Source organism: Nitrospirota bacterium (assembly GCA_035873375.1).
Lineage (GTDB): Bacteria > Nitrospirota > Thermodesulfovibrionia > Thermodesulfovibrionales > JdFR-85 > BMS3Bbin07.
The window spans coordinates 1-18,529 of sequence record JAYWMQ010000044.1 but is presented as its reverse complement, the minus strand read 5'-3'; the positions used below and the strand labels follow the sequence as shown (position 1 = coordinate 18,529).

Annotated in this window: 16 protein-coding genes; 8 read left to right on the top strand and 8 right to left on the bottom strand. The window is 45.7% G+C overall.

The window, feature by feature from the left end:
- Positions 1-208: 208 nt before the first annotated feature.
- On the top strand, positions 209-1,159 hold the full coding sequence (locus VST71_09715; GenBank protein ID MEC4685992.1) for a glycosyltransferase family 2 protein: 951 nt from the start codon (positions 209-211) through the stop codon (positions 1,157-1,159).
- Positions 1,160-1,213: 54 nt separating this feature from the next.
- Positions 1,214-2,176, top strand: coding sequence for a glycosyltransferase (locus VST71_09710; protein ID MEC4685991.1), 963 nt, complete (start codon positions 1,214-1,216; stop codon positions 2,174-2,176).
- Positions 2,177-2,208: 32 nt separating this feature from the next.
- Here the strand turns inward: VST71_09710 and VST71_09705 are convergent, their stop codons facing one another.
- Entirely contained in the window at positions 2,209-3,222 is a 1,014-nt protein-coding gene (locus VST71_09705) for an AIR synthase family protein (protein ID MEC4685990.1), read from the bottom strand.
- Between the two features lie 363 nt (positions 3,223-3,585).
- Between VST71_09705 and VST71_09700 the strand changes: the two genes are divergently transcribed.
- Positions 3,586-4,701, top strand: coding sequence for a nitronate monooxygenase (locus VST71_09700; protein MEC4685989.1), 1,116 nt, complete (start codon positions 3,586-3,588; stop codon positions 4,699-4,701).
- Here VST71_09700 and VST71_09695 read toward each other — a convergent pair whose 3' ends face one another.
- Together VST71_09695 and ilvC are read right to left on the bottom strand one after the other, a co-directional pair.
- A complete protein-coding gene (locus tag VST71_09695) occupies positions 4,702-5,604 on the bottom strand; it encodes a peptidase MA family metallohydrolase (protein ID MEC4685988.1) in 903 nt (300 codons plus the stop codon).
- An 82-nt stretch (positions 5,605-5,686) separates the two neighbouring features.
- Complete coding sequence (ilvC, locus tag VST71_09690) at positions 5,687-6,700, bottom strand: ketol-acid reductoisomerase (protein MEC4685987.1); 1,014 nt, start codon at positions 6,698-6,700, stop codon at positions 5,687-5,689.
- Positions 6,701-7,094: 394 nt separating this feature from the next.
- Here ilvC and rnhA point away from each other — a divergent pair, with 394 nt between their 5' ends.
- The 5 genes from rnhA to VST71_09665 all read left to right on the top strand — a co-directional run bounded on the left by rnhA (position 7,095) and on the right by VST71_09665 (position 14,167).
- Positions 7,095-7,580 (top strand): ribonuclease HI, encoded by a 486-nt coding sequence (gene rnhA, locus VST71_09685; GenBank protein MEC4685986.1) that lies wholly within the window; start codon positions 7,095-7,097, stop codon positions 7,578-7,580.
- 19 nt (positions 7,581-7,599) lie between these two features.
- The gene (locus tag VST71_09680; GenBank protein MEC4685985.1) at positions 7,600-8,856 is read left to right on the top strand and encodes a U32 family peptidase; all 1,257 of its coding nucleotides are present in this window, start codon (positions 7,600-7,602) and stop codon (positions 8,854-8,856) included.
- Positions 8,853-9,536: a hypothetical protein gene (locus VST71_09675; GenBank protein ID MEC4685984.1), complete on the top strand. Its 684-nt coding sequence runs from the start codon at positions 8,853-8,855 to the stop codon at positions 9,534-9,536. The genes VST71_09680 and VST71_09675 overlap by 4 nt, the downstream gene beginning before the upstream one ends.
- A gap of 447 nt (positions 9,537-9,983) precedes the next feature.
- Positions 9,984-12,518 (top strand): RCC1 repeat-containing protein, encoded by a 2,535-nt coding sequence (locus VST71_09670; GenBank protein ID MEC4685983.1) that lies wholly within the window; start codon positions 9,984-9,986, stop codon positions 12,516-12,518.
- A gap of 437 nt (positions 12,519-12,955) precedes the next feature.
- On the top strand, positions 12,956-14,167 hold the full coding sequence (locus VST71_09665) for a hypothetical protein (GenBank protein ID MEC4685982.1): 1,212 nt from the start codon (positions 12,956-12,958) through the stop codon (positions 14,165-14,167).
- Between the two features lie 99 nt (positions 14,168-14,266).
- Here the strand turns inward: VST71_09665 and VST71_09660 are convergent, their stop codons facing one another.
- From VST71_09660 to VST71_09640, 5 genes are all read right to left on the bottom strand, one after another.
- Positions 14,267-14,968, bottom strand: a complete 702-nt coding sequence (locus tag VST71_09660; GenBank protein ID MEC4685981.1) for a transglutaminase-like domain-containing protein — start codon at positions 14,966-14,968, stop codon at positions 14,267-14,269.
- Between the two features lie 1,029 nt (positions 14,969-15,997).
- Positions 15,998-16,327 carry a type II toxin-antitoxin system PemK/MazF family toxin gene (locus VST71_09655; GenBank protein ID MEC4685980.1) on the bottom strand — a complete coding sequence of 110 codons (330 nt, stop codon included), beginning with the start codon at positions 16,325-16,327 and terminating at the stop codon, positions 15,998-16,000.
- A complete protein-coding gene (locus tag VST71_09650; GenBank protein ID MEC4685979.1) occupies positions 16,315-16,575 on the bottom strand; it encodes an AbrB/MazE/SpoVT family DNA-binding domain-containing protein in 261 nt (86 codons plus the stop codon). Before VST71_09650 ends, VST71_09655 begins: the two co-directional genes overlap by 13 nt.
- Before the next feature lie 398 nt (positions 16,576-16,973).
- Positions 16,974-17,330: a toll/interleukin-1 receptor domain-containing protein gene (locus tag VST71_09645; protein MEC4685978.1), complete on the bottom strand. Its 357-nt coding sequence runs from the start codon at positions 17,328-17,330 to the stop codon at positions 16,974-16,976.
- A 75-nt stretch (positions 17,331-17,405) separates the two neighbouring features.
- A complete protein-coding gene (locus tag VST71_09640) occupies positions 17,406-18,155 on the bottom strand; it encodes a hypothetical protein (protein ID MEC4685977.1) in 750 nt (249 codons plus the stop codon).
- Positions 18,156-18,529 lie beyond the last annotated feature (374 nt).

Sequence of the window (18,529 nt, the reverse complement as noted above, 5' to 3'; positions counted from 1 at the left end):
TTAATAAAGGCTGTCTGAATTCGTATTGAAAAATGAAACAGAATTTGCTATTTCCACTTTTTTATATTAAAATTAATATAAAAGCTTTGTATTGTTGTAATTTAGCACTTCATTCAGTTAGCTTGATCCAGGGGGAGACAGGCTGCTTGTACTACTCGTTAGTTCCCCTACACTTCACTGACACTACCACAGAATAATGTGGACTTCTATGTATAAACATAAAGGAAAAGAAAATGAAAACCCTCAGTTTTCGGTCCTGATGGCAAGTTATAATAATGGTCAGTTTATTGGCAGTGCAATAGAATCTGTTATCAACCAAACGTTTAAAGAATGGGAACTGGTGATAGTTGATGATTGCTCTACTGATAAATCCGTGGAAATTATTAAAACATATTTGAGTGACAGCAGGGTAAGGTTTTTTAAAAACAGCCGGAATATTGGCTATATCGGGACATTAAAAAGATTGATTAATGAATCGAGGGCAGAGATTTTAGGTATTCTGGATGGTGATGATGCTTTAGACGAAGATGCGCTTGAAAAGATGTATGAAGCCCATGTTAAAAATCCGGATTGTGGTTTCATCTATTCCAATTTTGTTTTTTGCGATCGGGATTTAAACCCGGTTGAAAAGGGTTTTTGCACGGCCTTGCCTCAAATCCCTGACAGAAGAACGATTCTGCGATACGATATAGTTGGTCCGTTCAGGACATTCAGGAAGGATGCATATTTTAGAACTCCAGGATATGATGACAAAATATTGTATGCAGAAGACAAGGATTTAACCCTGAAAATGGAGGAGGTAACCGGCTTCTTTTATGTAGATAAGGTCCTGTATCTTTACAGGGTTTTATCCGATTCCCAGTCTCACGATCCAGCAAAGAAGAGTACGATGAAATCATCATATTATCTGGCGAAGTACAAGGCATACAGGCGGAGGTTGGGTACGGAGATTCCAAATTTAACAAATAAGGAGATGTCTGATGTGCTTTTTCATGGAATTCCCCATTGTATTAAGGACAGGAACTGGAGAAGAGCAAGATTTTTTTTGTGTGAGGCAATAAGGCTCTTTCCTTTAAATGTCAAGGGCTGTTTAAAGCTGCTCTTCCGGGGAACAAAGTTTTTGCCAAGGATATTTTTCAGAAAAATTCCGAAATGTTAAGTTTCATGAAATAGTAGACGATAGAGAAATAAAATATGACAGAAAAGGATGGATATGACCGTCAAAAAAGATACGCCCACAGTAAGTGTAATTGTTCCAAGCTATAACCGGGCGCATTTGTTGGTCAGAGCGCTTCAGAGTATCCTGAACCAGACCTATAGGGATTTTGAAGTAATTGTTGTGGATGACGGGTCTACTGACAACACGGAGGAGATTGTAAGGAGTTTCAGTGCCCTGGATATACGGTATGTCAGGCATGAAAGCAATAAAGGCGAGGCAGCAGCAAGAAATACAGGCGTCCTGACAGCAAAGGGAGAGTTTATTGCTTTTCTTGACAGCGATGATGAATGGCTGCCTGAAAAACTGGAGAAGCAGATGGCTGTCTTTCGGTACCACTCCAAACGTGTCGGGGTTGTCTACAGCAATATGTGCGAAATTGAGAGAAACGGAAAAAGACGTATATGGAAGAGTCCCACTTTTATGCCGGAAGACGGACAGTTTTACAGAAAGGCGTTAAACTACCAAATTTACGGTATTGGGATTGGATCTTCTGTTGTAAGGAAAGCCTGTTTTGAAAAGGTGGGCCTCTTTGACGAGCGTTTGTCTTATTATGTGGATTTTGATTTTTTTATCCGTTTAAGTAAAGAATTCTATTTTTACCATATAAAGGAACTGCTCATGAATTACTACGTAACTGATGACAGTTTCCGGTGGGTTACATCAGCCCATATAGGGTCCAGAGAGGTAATCCTGGAAAAATATCTCGATGATATCAAACGGAGTCGAAAAACCCTGTCACTGCATTATTGGAAGATGGGGCGGTTTTTATGCATACACAACGAAGTCGGAAGAGCGAGGCCGTATCTGATCAAGGCAATTAAAGCATATCCGCTTAATTGCAAGGCTTTGGCATTTTTCGTTATATCCGTATTACCGTTTAGTCAACATATTTTTTGTGCTGTTAACAGTTTTAAAAAAAAGCGAACAATATTAAAAAAATGCGAAGAGTGTCGGTGATCATACAGGTTAAAGTGGACATGCCCCCCGGATTATAAGAATGCTTTTGAGACCTCATCCTGTTCAAAGCAGGGCAGAGGGAGTCTTTCAGAGTCCTGTATCATTATTAATCCTTCGGATTTGCCCTTTACAATACCTATATGAAAACAGTCTATACCCTCTGCCCTGAGGGAGCTGATTATCTGCTCTGAGGAGGATGGGGCGGCAGCAATCAGAAGTGCTCCGGAGGCAATGACGCCAAGGGGATTCAGTCCAAAGAAGTCACAGAGAACCTTTGTTTCAGGGAAAACAGGTATCTCATCTGCCCATATCTCAAGCCCGACTCCGGCAGCGGTGGCGAGTTCGTGAAGGCCTGTGGCAAGCCCTCCCTCTGTTGGGTCATGCATTGCATGGACATCACCTGCTGCGGTTGCTGTCTCTGCATCCCTGAGGACACTTATTCCGGGGGTCTTTAGAAAACCCTTGCACCTATCAATGAATTTACGATCAAAGACGTTTGTGAGCTCCCCTTCTTTTTCCCGGGCAAGCAGTCCTGTTGCCTCTATTGCAATACCCTTGGTGACAATGATATGGTCACCAGCCATGGCCCCAGATGACCTGATCAGCCTTTCCCTGGAAACCAGCCCGAGCATCTGTCCGACCACTATGGGTCTCTTGAGGCCGTATGTCACTTCAGTATGGCCACCGCATATAGCTATGCCAAGTTGTTTGCAGGCCTCAGAGAGCTGAGAAAAGATGCCTTCAACAAGTGCCTCGTCTGTTCGGTCTTCAGGTAAGAGGATTGTTACAAGGAACCACCGGGGTCTGCCCCCCATACAGGCGATATCATTGGCATTTATGTTTATTGCATATTGACCAATCCGGTCAACGGCAAATGTGATGGGGTCGGTCTTTGCTATCAGAAAATTCTCACCAATTCCTATTACTGCTGCATCCTCCCCAATCTCAGGGCCGACAATTACGGATGAATCCGGGGCTCCCTTGTATCTTTTGAGAAGCCCTGCAAGCTGCTCCATTTTGAGTTTGCCCACAGGAAGGTTTTTCATTTAAGGTCCTCCAGGTTTTTTTGTGTCCCTCTAACAGGTGTCCTGTTTTTCAGGGTATCAGAATCTCCTTTTTTTGTCAATTTGGAAGGAAAATGCGGCAATTATCCTCAAAAGTCCAGAACTGTCACCCCTGAAATAAATTCAGGGTATAAACGGATAAGGGCATTTGTCTCCATGTATTGATAGAGAAGCTCTCAGGTTTCTGTGTCTCTGTTTATATTTATTCGGGAGTAGGGAGGGGAAAAAGAAGTTGCAATATCACGTGTGATTGTATTATATTAGATATAAGATAGTTGCAAAGAAGGCAAGCGAAGGCTTGTAAATACATCAGCATCTGAGCAACATCTAACCTGAAAATTTTATATGTTTCTGCCATTGAAAATCAAAGATAAAAAAATAGATGTGCCAATCATTCAGGGAGGCATGGGAATCGGTGTCTCCCTCTATCCACTGGCTCGTGCAGTTGCAGCTGAGGGAGGGGTTGGCATAATCTCCAGTGCAGCTATTGACAGGCTGCTCTCCAAGCGCAACGGGAAGAAGTACAATACCTACGAGGCGGTCTATGAAGAGATCTCGCTTGCCAAGAGCGAGGGCGGCATTGCAGGCATAAATATAATGGTGGCACTCGGACGCCACTATGAAGACTCTGTGAGAGGTGCCGTTGATGCAGGTGCCGACATGATTATTTCCGGTGCCGGGTTGCCAATGTCGCTGCCCTCAATTACACGGCCTAAACAGACTGCCCTGATTCCTATTGTATCATCAGCCAGGGCGCTCAAGATTATCTGCAAGAGGTGGCAACGCCAGGGGTATCAGCCGGATGCTGCGGTGCTGGAAGGTCCGCTTGCCGGTGGCCATCTGGGTTTCCAGTGGGAGCAAATTGACCTTGAAGAGAATCTCCTTGAGAACCTGCTCCCCCCTGTTAAGGATGTAGCAAGGCAGTACGGTGATTTTCCGATAATTGTTGCCGGTGGTATTTATACAAATGCTGATATCAAACGTTTTCTGGATCTTGGAGCAGACGGGGTTCAGATGGGCACACGTTTTCTCGGGACTGTAGAGAGTTCTGCCACGCCTGAATACAAGGATGCCCTGCTTCAGGCCGATCAGGACGATATAATTGTGACAATGAAGCCAGGTTCGCCCTGTGGTTTACCGATAAGGTTGATTAAGCAGTCACCCATGTATCAGGAAGCTCTGGTGCGCGGGCGTCAGCCAAAATGTGATAAGGGCTATGTTCTTACAAAAGATGAGGAAGGCAGGTATACCCGCTGTCCGGCAAGGGAGAGCAATGAGGCTCACTTCTGTATCTGTAACGGGCTGTTAAGTTCTGCCGGCTATAACCCTGACAAGGAGAAGCCGCTATATACTGTGGGTACCAATGCTTATCGTGTAGACCGCATTCTGTCAGTACATGAATTGATGAATGAACTTAAAGGTGTTGCATCCCATCCTGCTGTTGAGACAGTGAAGCAGTAGTCACTCTTCTTCCTCCTCCTCCTCCTCCTCCTCCTCATCCTTGTAATTCCGCTTTCTCATCAGGAGTTTTATGAAGCCGGCTACGGTTATCAGGGCAGCAAGGAAGAAGAGTATCTCGTAAAGGTTGCTGCTCAGGTATGTAAACCACGTAATCCTCTTTTTAAGCTGATTATGCCACTTTATTTCGAGTTCCTGGACCGGGATTTTTAAAGCCTTCTGAATCGCAGCATCCACATTATCCCCATCTCTCAGGTTATTCAGTACTTCAAGCACTCCATTGCTGCCATATTTCCTGCCCATGTATTCTACAATGCTCTTGCTCTCTTCATAGGCCAGCAAGAGGGACTTTTTGTCTTTTGGAAATCCTGCTGTAAGGGCACTGATAGGGATAAATCTTCCTGACAGGACGGCATCCTTGAGGGGTGACCGCCGTGTATCCATAATTATCTCTGCCATGCCACCACTTACCCACTGAGAGACGCCTTCGTCAAGCCATCTGGGCAGGTTTCCTTCCCTGATGTAATGATGCAGGAGGAGGTGGCACAATTCATGTCTAAGGGTTATTTCGAGAGTAAAGGGGTGTGTCTTCATCTTTGAGTAGTCTATTACTATCAAGTTCTTCCGGGGTACGGCAAAGGCGACAAACTGGTTGTTACCTGCCATCTTCCGGAATGTTTTGCTATCTTTAATTAACACAACGGTTGGCCTGAAGGTCACTCTCCACCCAAGGGTCTTCTCCAGTTCTGCCTTTATATCCGGATAGATAGTCTCGACTTCTTTTGCGGCATTTTTTAGTGGTTTCTCGAACTGGACTATGAGTTCACTGTTTTGGATGATCCCAAGCTCTATCTGTTCGGCATACAGGGGGGGAGAAGGTATAATGAGGATAATAAATAATGACAAAAGAACGGTGATTCCCGTTCCCTCTGCCCACCCTTTAATTCCCCCCTTGACCGGGGGGAACAGAGGGTGGCGGATAATTAACCTAAGCCTTTGACTTATCAACAAGTTTCTCTTTTTTCAACCACGGCATCATGCTGCGGAGGCGGCTGCCCACTTCCTCTACAGGGTGTTCCTTGCCCTTTTGTGTAAGGGCGTTGAATACGGGTTTGTCAGCCTTGCACTCAAGTATCCATTCCCTGGCGAACTCGCCTGACTGTATCTCTGAAAGGATTTTTTGCATTTCTGCCTTAACTGCCGGATTTATGACCCTTGGTCCCCGTGTGATGTCGCCATACTGGGCCGTGTTGCTAATAGAGTAGCGCATATTTGAGATACCGCCTTCGTATATGAGGTCAACTATCAGCTTCACCTCATGGAGACACTCAAAATATGCCATCTCCGGCGCATAGCCTGCCTCAACGAGTGTCTCAAAACCAGCCTGTATTAGTGCGGAAACACCCCCGCAGAGGACCGCCTGTTCACCAAAGAGGTCTGTCTCGGTCTCTTCCCTGAAAGTGGTCTCAATAATTCCGGCCCTTCCTCCTCCAATGGCTGAGGCATAGGCAAGCCCGATATCTTTTGTGTTGCCTGAAGGGTCCTGATGAATGGCTATGAGGCAGGGCACGCCGCTTCCCTTTGTATACTCGTTCCTCACCAGATGTCCGGGGCCCTTTGGGGCAACCATGAAGACATTGGTATCCTGCGGTGGTGTTATCTGGCCAAAATGGATGTTAAACCCATGGGCAAAGGTAAGGTATGCCCCCTGCTTCATGTTTGGGGCGATCTCATTCCTGTAAATCTCTGCCTGATACTCATCCGGCAGGAGTATCATTATAATGTCCGACACCTTTGACGCCTCAGCAGGGGTCATAACAGTAAAGCCGGCGGCCTCGGCCTTGGCCCAGCTTCCGCCCTTCCTGATGCCGATGACTACATCCATACCGCTGTCACGGAGATTGTTGGCGTGGGCATGTCCCTGACTGCCGTAACCCATTATGCAGACCTTCTTCCCCTTAAGTACCTCAGGGTTTGCATCTTTATCATAGTAAACCTTGATCATAATAAAACCTCCTCAGATAGATTTATTGTTTGTTTTTGAACATTCTATTATATTACAGAGTGTTGTATAAAAACCACAGGAATTTTTTTCATCCTCCAACTCACACATATCATGCCAGCCCGTTAGCCAGTTAGCTTGCCAGCCAGCCAGCTTCTTAGCCGGGAACAACATATTTTTTCTCTTTAAGTTTAAGCTGTTAGCACTGCATTGCTAAACCATTACATTATGTTTTTATCATCATCCTGTTTATCCTGTCTGAAAATAGCTGAACTTCTACTCTTTACAATCAAATCATAATACAGCATATATGTCATTCTGAATTTATTTCAGAATCTCTGAAAATCAACCTGATTTGGAATTAATAACATCAAAAAAGTTAAAATATGAAGTCATGAGAGATGATGAGAAACCATTTGTCGAGTTATACGCTGACGGCGCATGCAGCGGTAATCCGGGTGTCGGAGGATTTGGAGCCATATTGAAATCAGGTAAGAAAGTCAGGGAATTGTCCGCCTGTGAAGAGATGACCACAAATAACAGGATGGAGTTGCTTGGGGTAATTACGGCTCTGGAGGCACTGAAAAAGCCTTGCCGGATCAGGATCACAACAGACTCGACTTATGTGGTTAAAGGAATGACCAGATGGATAGACAATTGGATAAAACAGAACTGGAGGAACTCCCAAAAGAAGGAAGTTCTCAACAGGGATTTATGGGAAAGACTGCTTAAAGCGTCCAGGCAACATGAGATAGACTGGGTCTGGGTAAAAGGACACAACGGGCATATGGAGAATGAAAGATGCGACGAGCTTGCAAGGCTTGCGTTAGAAAAGTGCCGGAGCCCAAAGGTTTCCCTGGATAAACCGCAGAGTTCATGATCCTGCTGTTATGTCAGATATGAAGATTCCGGAGCTGCTTGCCCCTGCAGGGAATTTCGAAAAACTCAAGACCGCAATCCATTACGGCGCTGATGCCGTCTATCTCGGGGATTCAAGGTTCAGCCTGAGAGGCAAGGCTGGTAATTTTACTGACGGTGAGCTAAGGAAAGCCGTTCTGTATGCACGCGAAAAAGGTGTAAAGGTATATGTAACAGTCAATATTTTTCCGCATAACCGTGACCTGGCCGGGCTTGAGGGACATATTGAGCTCCTCAGGGAAGTAGGGCCTGACGCAGTAATCCTTTCCGACCCCGGCCTCTTCATGATGTTCAAAAAAAAGGCGCCTGAAGTAGAGATTCACATAAGCACACAAGCCAATATCACCAATGTTGAATCAGCGCTCTTCTGGGAAGGTATGGGTGCCGGGAGACTTGTGCTTTCGCGCGAGTTATCTGTAGATGAAATAAAAGAGATACGCCGGAAAACGTCTGTAGGCCTGGAGGTGTTTGTCCACGGCTCAATGTGTATATCATATTCCGGCAGGTGTTATATCAGCAGTTTTCTTGCATCCAGAAGCGCCAACATGGGTCAATGCACGAATTCCTGCAGGTGGAACTATGCCCTGATGGAGGAGAAGAGAGACGGAGAATTCTTTCCTGTATTCGAAAACGACAGGGGTACCTTCATAATGAGTTCAAAAGACCTCTGTATGATCGAACACCTGCCCGTTCTTGCGGAGGCAGGCGTTGACAGTCTCAAGATAGAGGGCAGGATGAAGGGAATAAACTATATTGCGGGCGTTGTAAAGACTTACAGGGAGGCACTTGATTCCCTGAAAGACGGCGGCGCGTACAGACTGAATCCGGGATGGTTGAGGGAACTCTCGATGTTCAGCAGCAGGGGATATACTACAGGCATGTTTTTTGGGAAACAGCCGGACGAAGATTATAATTTTGACGGTGAGGGGTATAGAATGAGCCATGAACTTGTTGGGACTATCCTTGATATCAACGGCAATACCGCAAGCGTTGGCCTGAGGAACAGACTTGATGCGGGGGACCCCGTTGAATACCTTTCCCCTGGACTGGAAGAAAAAAACTTTGAGATCGATTCGATGAAGGATAAGGACGGGGCAGATATAAACTCGGCGAGAAACGGGGATGTGGTCATTATCAGGGTTCCGGAAGGAGTGAGGAGGAACGACCTCATACGAAGGGAAAAAGGGACCGGTGTTACACAGCGGAATGCAATGCCTGTCCAGGGAGAAAGCAGATGATGAGCAAGTTCTTCCTTTTCTATATCCTCTACTGGATGCTGGGAAACCCAATCATTGCGCTTCTGGTGATACTCCTCATATCTTTCACTATAGACAGGACTTATTTCGGTTTTGTCCCCGACCCTTTCAAGGCATTCAATAGAGCGGGAAGGATAAATGAACTCCGGAGGATTGTGGCAATAAATCCTCATGATGCCCGTTCTCTGAAAGAACTCGGCATTTTTATGTTCGAGAAGAAAAAATACGGTAAGGCCGTCGAATATTTTGAAAGGGCGGCAAACAAGATGTCTGATGATCCTGAATTCAACTACTACTACGGTGTCTCGATCGCAAAAAACGGGGATATACGGAAGGGCTGGGAATATGTTGCCGCTGCCCTGGAGGCCTCACCAGGACTCAAATACGGAGAGCCGTATCTTTTGATGGCCGAGGTCTTTATCGACAACAACGACTACAGCAGTGCGCTGCCGCTTCTTGAGAGTTTTGAGAAGATACACTCTTCAAGTTCGAGGGGGCTTTATCAGATGGGTCTTGTCAAGTTGAAGCTGGGTATGAAGGAAGAAGGCATGCGTTATCTGAAAAAATCGATAGAGGTCTTTAAAGCTGCCCCACGTTTCAAGCGTAAACTGGACAGGAAATGGGCCTGGAAGGCGAGGGCCTTGCTGAAAAAGGGTCTTTAGTGTCGGTAAACCCGTCTTATAGATAGCCACTGATAAGCCTTTTGCCATTAGAGAGCTCAAGCATAATTTGTCATTTTTCCAGCTCAACGTCGTCGGATAACTTTACACTTTCTCCTTTAGGAAATCTGGTAGATTCTAAAAAGCATATAAAATCAAAGAGTTGCGTAAACGGTATAGAACTTGCGAGGTAATGATGAGCTATTATTGTGTCTTCACTTTTTGTAACCTCAGGTATTCCGGCTGAAAGTTGAAGTATATTAACAGCCTTGTATTAATGCGTATCGGTTTCGACAGTCTTCGCTTTAATTAAAGCTTTAATCAAATCAAAATTCCCTGACAGTCTCACGCGGTGCAAGCGCCTGCGCTGAGCGTCGGCCGTTAGTCTGTCCACTTGAAAGGTTGGCTCTGTTTCTTCAAATATTTTTTATATTATAAGGAGGACTTGGGATGAGAAAAAGATGGTTTAATTTGTTTATGGGTATGTTTGTTCTTCTTTTTGCCTGTTTGTGGATTGCCGGCTGCACTGAAGAGATAGGGTCAATGGGTATGAAACACAAGCATGATCATGACAGCGCGGATGAGACGGAGATAGTTGCCATTGCCGGCGGAAGTTCCCATAGCCTTGAGCTCAAATCAGACGGCACGGTGTGGGCGTGGGGAGGTAACCAATACGGCCAGCTTGGCGACGGGACAACGATAGACAGCCCGGCTCCGATACAGGTAAGCGGCCTTACGGACGTAACCGCCATCGCGGCCGGATATCTCCATTCCGTTGCACTTAAAACCGACGGCACGGTCTGGACGTGGGGATCTAACGAAAAAGGCCAACTGGGTGTCACGACATCTGAGACATGCTTCTCCTATTTGCCTTGCTCCACCACTCCGATACAGGTAAGCGGACTTACGGACGTAATCGCCATCGCGGCTGGCTGGTCCTCTACCATAGTGCTTAAAACCGATGGGACGATGTGGGAAATTAATGGAATTGATCAGCTGGAACCTGTGCTTACGGATGTAACCGCCATCTCGGCCGGAGATCGTCGTACCAACGCTCTTACAACCGACGGCACAGTGTGGACATGGGGAGGTATCTACACTAACAGTCCCCAGCTGGCCAGCATTACTGACGTCGCAGCCATTGCGGCCGGATATTCCCATACCCTCGCGCTTAAAACCGACGGCACGGTGTGGGCATGGGGACGTAATAATTTCGGAGAATTGGGAGACGGGACGACAGATGACAGCTACACGCCTGTACAGGTAAGCGACCTCACGGACGTTGATGCCATCGCGTCCGGATGGGGATTCTCCCTTGCGCTTAAACCCGATGGTACGGTGTGGGCGTGGGGAGCTAACGGTGCAGGCATGTTGGGGGTAACAACGACTGAAGTTTGTTCATCAGGCGGCGACCGCTCTTATTCCTCTATTTACTGTTCCACCATACCTGTGCAGGTGAGCGGACTTACTGCCGTTGCCGCCATCGCTGCCGGATATTCCCATACCCTCGCGCTTAAAACCGATGGCACAGTGTGGGCATGGGGAAGTAACAGTAACAACCAATTAGGAGCAGTGGCATCTGATACATGTGGTGCTCAGGATGATATATCTTGCAGTTTCACGCCTATACCGGTACGGGAAGGCAAAGTAACCGGCACCTATAGCGTTGGCGGCAGTGTGAGTGGTCTTACCGATACGCTGGTACTGCAAAACAACGACGGAGACGATCTCACGATCACGGCAAACGGTCCGTTCACTTTCGCTACAGAGCTTACGGACCTGGACATTTACGATATAACAGTTTTAACTCAACCATTCGACCAGAAATGCAGCGTTGCCAGTGGGAGGATTAACGCCGCAGACGTAACGGACATACAGATTAAATGCGTAGACATATTGAAGGACGTTGTTGCCATCGCTGCCGGAGGGCGCCATTCCATTGCGCTTAAAACCGACGGCACGGTGTGGGCATGGGGATCTAACCGTGTTGGTCAGCTGGGAGACGGAACTACGACAAGTAGTACCAGCCCGGTAGAGGTAACCGGCATAGAAAATATTGCTGTTATCGCTGCCGGAGGGAGCCATTCCATTGCGCTTAAAACCGACGGCACGGTGTGGGCGTGGGGATATAACAAATACGGCCAGCTGGGAGACGGAACGACGATAGACAGCCCAGTCCCGATACAGATAAGTGCCCTTACAGACGTTGTCGACATTGCTACAGGAGGCATAGGTGCTTCGAATACCTTCGCGCTTAAAGACGATGGTACGCTTTGGGCATGGGGAGGAAACCTCTATGGCCAGCTGGGAAATGGGACGACAACATATATCACCACCACTCCGGTGCAGGTAAGCGGCCTTACGGACATTGTCGACATCTCAGTAGGAGGAAGCCATGTCGTGGCGCTTAAAAAGGATGGCACGGTGTGGGCATGGGGAAATAATAGAGACGGTCAGCTGGGCCTAACAACGACTGAAACATGCACCTATTCTACTCCTTGCAGCACTACTCCAATAGAAGTAATCGGCATCACGGACGTTGCCGCCATTTTTGCAGGAAGAGGCACTACCTTCGCGCTTAAAACCGATGGCACACTCTGGAGATGGGGATGGGGGAATAATACACCAGTGGAAATGACCGATTTAACGGATGTCACTGCTATTTCGCAAGGAGGAAGATCGGCGCTATATATTGTCGTGCTGAAAACCGACAGTACGGTGTGGGTCTGGGGAAGTAACGTTTTCGGCCAACTGGGAAATGGAACCTCAAGCATTAGTAGCAGCATCCCGGTAGAAGTAAGAGATCTTGCAGACATAACCGCCATCTCGGCCGGATATGGTCATACCCTCGCGCTTAACATCGATGGCACGGTGTGGGCGTGGGGAAAAAATGATTTCGGACAGTTGGGGGTTGAAACAACCGAAAAATGCCACAAGACGTACGATTGTAGCGCAATACCTGCACAGGTGTTGGTGACTCCGTAACGCCTACCGCCTATACTCCCTCTGTGGTTTTCTTCACCGCTGAGGGAGTATAGGGTAAGAAAGCCCTTAAGTCAGGTATTTAGGCTGGAGGATAAATCTTATGTGCTGGTTTTTAAATGGGTGGAATTTATTAAAAAGGGCAGGTTTGGAACCTGCCCCTACGGGAAGATAATATGACATACAATTATTCGCAAATTGTACGCATGGGAAAGCATGTTTATTCGGATATCATCGTGGGGGCGGGTTCCACAACCCCCATGACACACACATCCATGGAAGCGGAGCCTCCGCCACCGGGAGTGGACTCTTACACAGTCTTTGCTTTAATCAAATCAAAATTCCCTGACAGTCTCACGCGGCGCAAGCGCCTGCGCTGTGCGTCAGCCTTTAGTCTATACACCTGTAATTAAATGTTCTTTATCCAAGGAAGAGTCGAGATGAGAAAAACCTGGTTCAATATTTTTATAGGTCTGTTTGTTCTTCTTTTTGCCGGTTTGTGGATTGTCGGCGGTGTTGCAGAGGCGCGTTCCAAGGAGATGAAAAGGGAACATCATAAGTATCACTATTCCGGCGTTTCTTACAACGTGGGCGGCATAGTAAGCGGGCTTGCCGATGGTGAAACGGTTGTTCTTCAAAACAACGGTGGGGATGATCTTGAGATTACGGCAAACGGTGATTTCACTTTCTCTACCACTTTTGCCGATGGCGAGACCTATGATGTCACGGTTTTAACCCAGCCGGATAGCCAGATTTGCAGCGTTAATAATAGCAGCGGAACAATAAACGGCGCGGACATAATCGATATAACGGTTACATGTTCCATTGTTTCCGTTGCAGCCGGAGATGCTCATACAGTTGCGCTTAGAACTGACGGCACAGTATGGGCGTGGGGAGATAACAGATCCGGTCAGCTGGGTGACGGGACGACGTTAGACAGTATCACGCCGGTGCAGGTAAACGGCCTTGCTGAGGTTGCCGTTGTTGCTGCCGGAATTTATCATACCATAGCGCTTAAAACTGACGGCACGGTATGGGCATGGGGGTCCAACTACACTGGCCAACTGGGAGACGGAACGAAAACAGACAGCTCCACACCTGTGCAGGTAATTGACCTCACAAACGTCACTGCTATCGCTACCAAAAGCTTTCATACCATTGCGCTTAAATCCGACGGTACGATTTGGACATGGGGAAGCAACAACTATGGACAGCTGGGAGACGGGCCAACGATATATAGCATCATGCCGGTGCAGGTAAACGAACTCACGGACGTTGCCGCCATTGCTGTCGGAGGTGAGCATACAGTTGCGCTTAAAAGCGATGGTACTGTATGGGCGTGGGGAAGAAACGACTACGGCCAGCTGGGATCGGAAACAACCGAAAGATGTGAGCTTGGCCCTACTTGCTCCATCACGCCTTTACAGGTTACCGGACTCACTGATGTTGCCGCCATCGCAGGTGGAGGCAGTCATACTATTGCGCTTAAAAAGGATGGCACTGTGTGGGCATGGGGAAGTAACATCTTTGACCAGTTGGGTGTCACGACATCTGAAGCATGTGTTGATAATCCCCGCTATTATGCGCCTTGCTCCACTACTCCCATTCAGGTATTCGACCTCACGACCTCACCGATGCCGGTAACTCCGTAACGCTCTTACCGCCTTTGCGCCCTCTGTGGTTTTCTTTTTCACCGCAGAGGGCGCGGATGGTGAGCTGACCATGCCTATTACGTCCTACATCTCGACAGCTCAAATAGCTTTAAACGTGACAGTGTAACTAAAACTTTTCGGATCCAGAGAATCAAGAGGTTTTCCATCTATTTCTGCATAAGGGTACATAAGATAATTCAATGGGCCACTCTCCTGCAGTGGTAAAAGGTTTAATCCCCTTCCACTTCTCTCAAGAGTGATCCGGAACTCATCAACTGCGCCAAAATAGTATTCCCGGTATTTTTCTGCTTCATTTAAACTCAGGTTTTCAACTAACATTATCTTTCTTACATCAGCAGGATCAACCGGTATCCAACCAGTCCCGGGCAGAAAGAACTCTGCCCAGCAATGATAACCCCCGGTGATGTCCTGCTCGGCTTTTTTACCGAGTCTGATGCCAAATACCTCCCTTGCAGGCACACCGGCAGCCCTTGCAAGTGCAATATATATTGAACTGATATCAACACATTTCCCCCCTCGCTTAATCATCATCTGCTCAACTATGCCGAGGCCGCATCCTTTTACTCCCGGATCTCTGCGTGTATTTTCAACAACCCAGTCATAGACTGCTCTGGATTTCTCAAGGATGCCTTTTTCGTCTTTTGTTATTTTGTCAGCAAGTTCTTTTATCTTGCCATCTGTTGGTATCCACCGGTTCGATTTAAGATACTTCTTTACTTCTTCCGGCACAGGGTCATTTGTATCCCTTAAATCCTTTACAATTCTCTCTTCAGCCTTCACCTTAAAACTCATCACCAGTCTTTTACCGTCTGAAACACCCTGCCATTCGCTGAAGTGATAGATAGCTCCACTTTTTGGCTCACGATATACCGATGAATTATCAAAGTTGCCCTCAATCGTTAAGTTTTCAATCCTCTGATATTCCCCTGAAAGTGGATATGGAAGCCACAACCTTGCATTGTTTGAACGCTTTTGGGCATTCAGGTTTATCTTAAATGTTACGATACCCTGTCTATCCTTTGCATATGATAAACCTGATACCAGTAAAAGAAGAATTGCCAGGATGATTGTTTTTATTTTCATTCATATCTCCATTTTTTCGTTTTTGTACGGAGAGGGGGAGGGGGAATCGAATCTGCCAGCACGTTTTTGTCTGCCCTGATCTATGGTTTTTGCAGACCATGAGTAACAGCCGGTTCAGTACCCCTCAATTGTTTGAGTTGTGTTACAAGGAACAAAATAACAGTTCCCGGCATTATGTTCATAATTGAGATACGTTTTTCTGCCGGCTGACAGAAGATATAGGATGAGAATAACAGGTGTGAGGAAATCAGAAGTTCTGTGAGTAATTAAAGAGCGTGAACAACAGATAGCACAGTCCCGTCAGCCGGAAAACCTCGACCAGGTTTTTAACATTACCTCAGCCAAAACCCGTCTTGAAAATCCTGACATCAAAGACTGCATTCAATCCGGTTCACCTCCTTTCAATTATTGTGTGATTAACAATATCAGATAGAATAGATTACTGTCAAACAGATTTTTTATTATGGTATCCCAGTGGCAGAGGTTGCTTGCCAAGTAGGAGTTTCTACCTTTGCCGTATCTGATAATAACAAGGAAAAGTAAGAAGACAACGAGGTCAACAGGATGTCCCTTCCGTTGTCCGCTTAATCCTGCAGTTTTATTTTCTTGTCTGTCAATAGTTTTGCATAGTACACAACAACGTCCCGAAAGTTCTCAGATAAACTGCTGTTACCTAAAAAAGTCACTACTGGTCTGCATTCAACTCCACGCTGTTGTTAGGGCTTCTTATAATTCGAACATTTCTTGAAGAGTAGACGCTACTTTTTCATATGTGTTCTTCTTTAATCGTCCTGTTTTTTTTATTAATCTTGTCTTGTCGACAGTTCTGATCTGATCAAGAACAATTTGTCCCTTTTTCCCTTGAAACTCGATTGGTACTCTTGTAGGATATTTCTTGGTGGATGACGTCATAGGAGCAATAGTTACAGTCTTGATGTTATGGTTCATTTCATCAGGAGATATTACAACACATGGCCTTGTCTTCTTGATCTCACTTCCAAGGGTCGGATCTAATGAAACAAGATAGATATCAAACCTATTAACTACCACTCCCACTCTTTCTCATCAAATTCATTTTTTATGTTATCGTCAATTATTAATACATCTTCTTGATCTTTATGCATTTTCTGAAAAGCTATATCCCATCCTTCTCTTGCGGTATGAGATGATTTAATGATCAAACAATCATCCTTAGTCTCCAGCTCAACCTCATCATTGATATGATATTGATCCAGAATTGCTTTTGGAATGCGGATTCCCCTGGAATTCCCAATCCTTATGACTTTAGTTTTGACAGTAGACATTTCAAGCCTCCTATAATGTGGTTACATTGTAATTACATTATTAGTATAGCGTATAGAAGTCTCAAATGTCACCTTTTTCTCTGCCATAACCAGTTAGTATGTAGTTTTCTGTACTTTTACAAAGTTTAAATGATTGAAATAACAATTGACAAGTATTTTGTTGGTTTTCTATACTTATTAGGCTGGTTAACATGCATTTTGTAATGATAACAAGAAATCTGTGTATCTACCATGATAGATATTTCTCCAGACATAAGAACTCGTTTTAATGCGCTCTTGGTTAAGACAGAAGAGTACAGGTCAAATATTAAATATTAAGTATTTGTTTGTAAGGAAACCCACAGCAATATCAAAACTTAATATTTAAGATGCGACCCCGGAGCCTTTTCACTTTCCTTTTATGCCCAACTTGAGCTAATTGTTATCTTTTTGAGCTCTTTAGGCAAGTCTTCAAATTTATAGTTATCAACCAATACTGGGAAAATAGCATATTCTTTAGGAAATAGATTAAATTTATTTAGAGATAAATCCAGTTCTCTTTTTTGTCCTTCTGCGTTTTGAGTGTTGTCTGAGACAATAAAAACCATTACTTTTGTTTGGTTTACTAATTTTTTTATTTCCTCCCAAACATCTTCGCCTAACGTCTTGTCATATGAATATGCCCACGCAGTGACTCCGAACTCGCTTAATTCATGCCGGAGGTTCCCAACAATATCTTTGTCCGTTATTGGATAACTAATAAATAAACTGTTCATAACTTCCGTTCAGATAACGATTAAGGCCAGCCGCGCGCGGTACGCGCGTCGGACTGGGCCGCATTGTTAGAGCGGCTAAGGCCCATAGTCTTTTCCCATAGCTTGTTCAAATTGCTTCTTTCGCGTAACCAATAAATCGACGTGCTCCTGGGAACCAAACATCTTTGCAGCAAAGATTAACGAAAGAAGGCCACGATAAAGGTAATTCCATAAATCGTTGGCGTATTCCTCAATCCTGGGAGTTCCAACCATCCCATTTGTGTGAAATCTTCCGGGGTTACCTCCATAAAGCTCCATAATGTGCGGTGCGGCGCCGTGTACAAACCCCGAGTATGTCTTGCTCATAACTTTGGCGAGGGTTGAAGCCCTGCTGACGTCCATCGGATGACCCTCGATCTGCGCCAAATAGGCCCGGATTTTTTTACGAGGAATCATCGGGCGGCTTTCATGTGATCCGGTTAGATCACTATGATCAGCGAATTCCTCCGCCCAGAATGCCCCCAGATAACGCTGATGCAGATCAGTAATCTTATCGTTTGTAACAGCGTAAACTAGGAATAGGATATCCTCGTTTGCCTCATCAATTAGTCGGTGAAGTGCGGCTTGTTGGCATACATAGCCATGATCAAGCAGGGTCATTGCCGCACGTAACGAACTAAGGACGAAAACAAGCTTAAGCACCACTGCATGGTGTATATCTTTATTCTCAAAGCGATATACCCATCCCGGACCAATATTTACCTTCGCGGGAGGGGGCAAGGCTCCTACATAGTCTTGGAGAGCGGAATCCATTAATTCGATCATTTCTAAAAATAGTTCACGCATGACAATTAAGCTCTAACCAGTTAATATCCAGTTTTCTGTATAAAACCAAAATCACCACGAAAAATATCAAACCATAAAAGTCAACGGGTAGGCAGGGGCAACAGATTTTTTCTTGATTTCTAAGTACTTACTGTGTTTCAGTAGTTATATATCATCCGTTTTGTAATGATATACAGAAAACTGGATATCTATCATGCTTGATATTTCTCCTGTCACCTGTCTGCCATCTGCACAGTAAGCGTCAAATAAACCCCACGTGATTAACCAAGAAGGACGATGGAGCCACGATTAACGTACTGGGGCAGAAGAGCCCTGTAATCTTCCTCTGTATTGGCACCGGGCAGTTCTTCAAAGAGGAAGCGCAAATAGGCATA

Bases quoted from the DNA above. Each gene is read 5' to 3' on its own strand.
- VST71_09645 (MEC4685978.1), bottom strand. From the start codon at position 17,330: ATGAACAGTTTATTTATTAGTTATCCAATAACGGACAAAGATATTGTT.
- VST71_09705 (MEC4685990.1), bottom strand. From the start codon at position 3,222: ATGAAAAACCTTCCTGTGGGCAAACTCAAAATGGAGCAGCTTGCAGGG.
- VST71_09640 (MEC4685977.1), bottom strand. From the start codon at position 18,155: ATGCGTGAACTATTTTTAGAAATGATCGAATTAATGGATTCCGCTCTC.
- VST71_09665 (MEC4685982.1), top strand. From the start codon at position 12,956: ATGAGAAAAACCTGGTTCAATATTTTTATAGGTCTGTTTGTTCTTCTT.
- VST71_09675 (MEC4685984.1), top strand. From the start codon at position 8,853: ATGATGAGCAAGTTCTTCCTTTTCTATATCCTCTACTGGATGCTGGGA.
- VST71_09715 (MEC4685992.1), top strand. From the start codon at position 209: ATGTATAAACATAAAGGAAAAGAAAATGAAAACCCTCAGTTTTCGGTC.
- VST71_09700 (MEC4685989.1), top strand. From the start codon at position 3,586: ATGTTTCTGCCATTGAAAATCAAAGATAAAAAAATAGATGTGCCAATC.
- VST71_09670 (MEC4685983.1), top strand. From the start codon at position 9,984: ATGAGAAAAAGATGGTTTAATTTGTTTATGGGTATGTTTGTTCTTCTT.
- VST71_09680 (MEC4685985.1), top strand. From the start codon at position 7,600: ATGAAGATTCCGGAGCTGCTTGCCCCTGCAGGGAATTTCGAAAAACTC.
- VST71_09650 (MEC4685979.1), bottom strand. From the start codon at position 16,575: ATGTCTACTGTCAAAACTAAAGTCATAAGGATTGGGAATTCCAGGGGA.
- rnhA (MEC4685986.1), top strand. From the start codon at position 7,095: ATGAGAGATGATGAGAAACCATTTGTCGAGTTATACGCTGACGGCGCA.
- VST71_09710 (MEC4685991.1), top strand. From the start codon at position 1,214: ATGACCGTCAAAAAAGATACGCCCACAGTAAGTGTAATTGTTCCAAGC.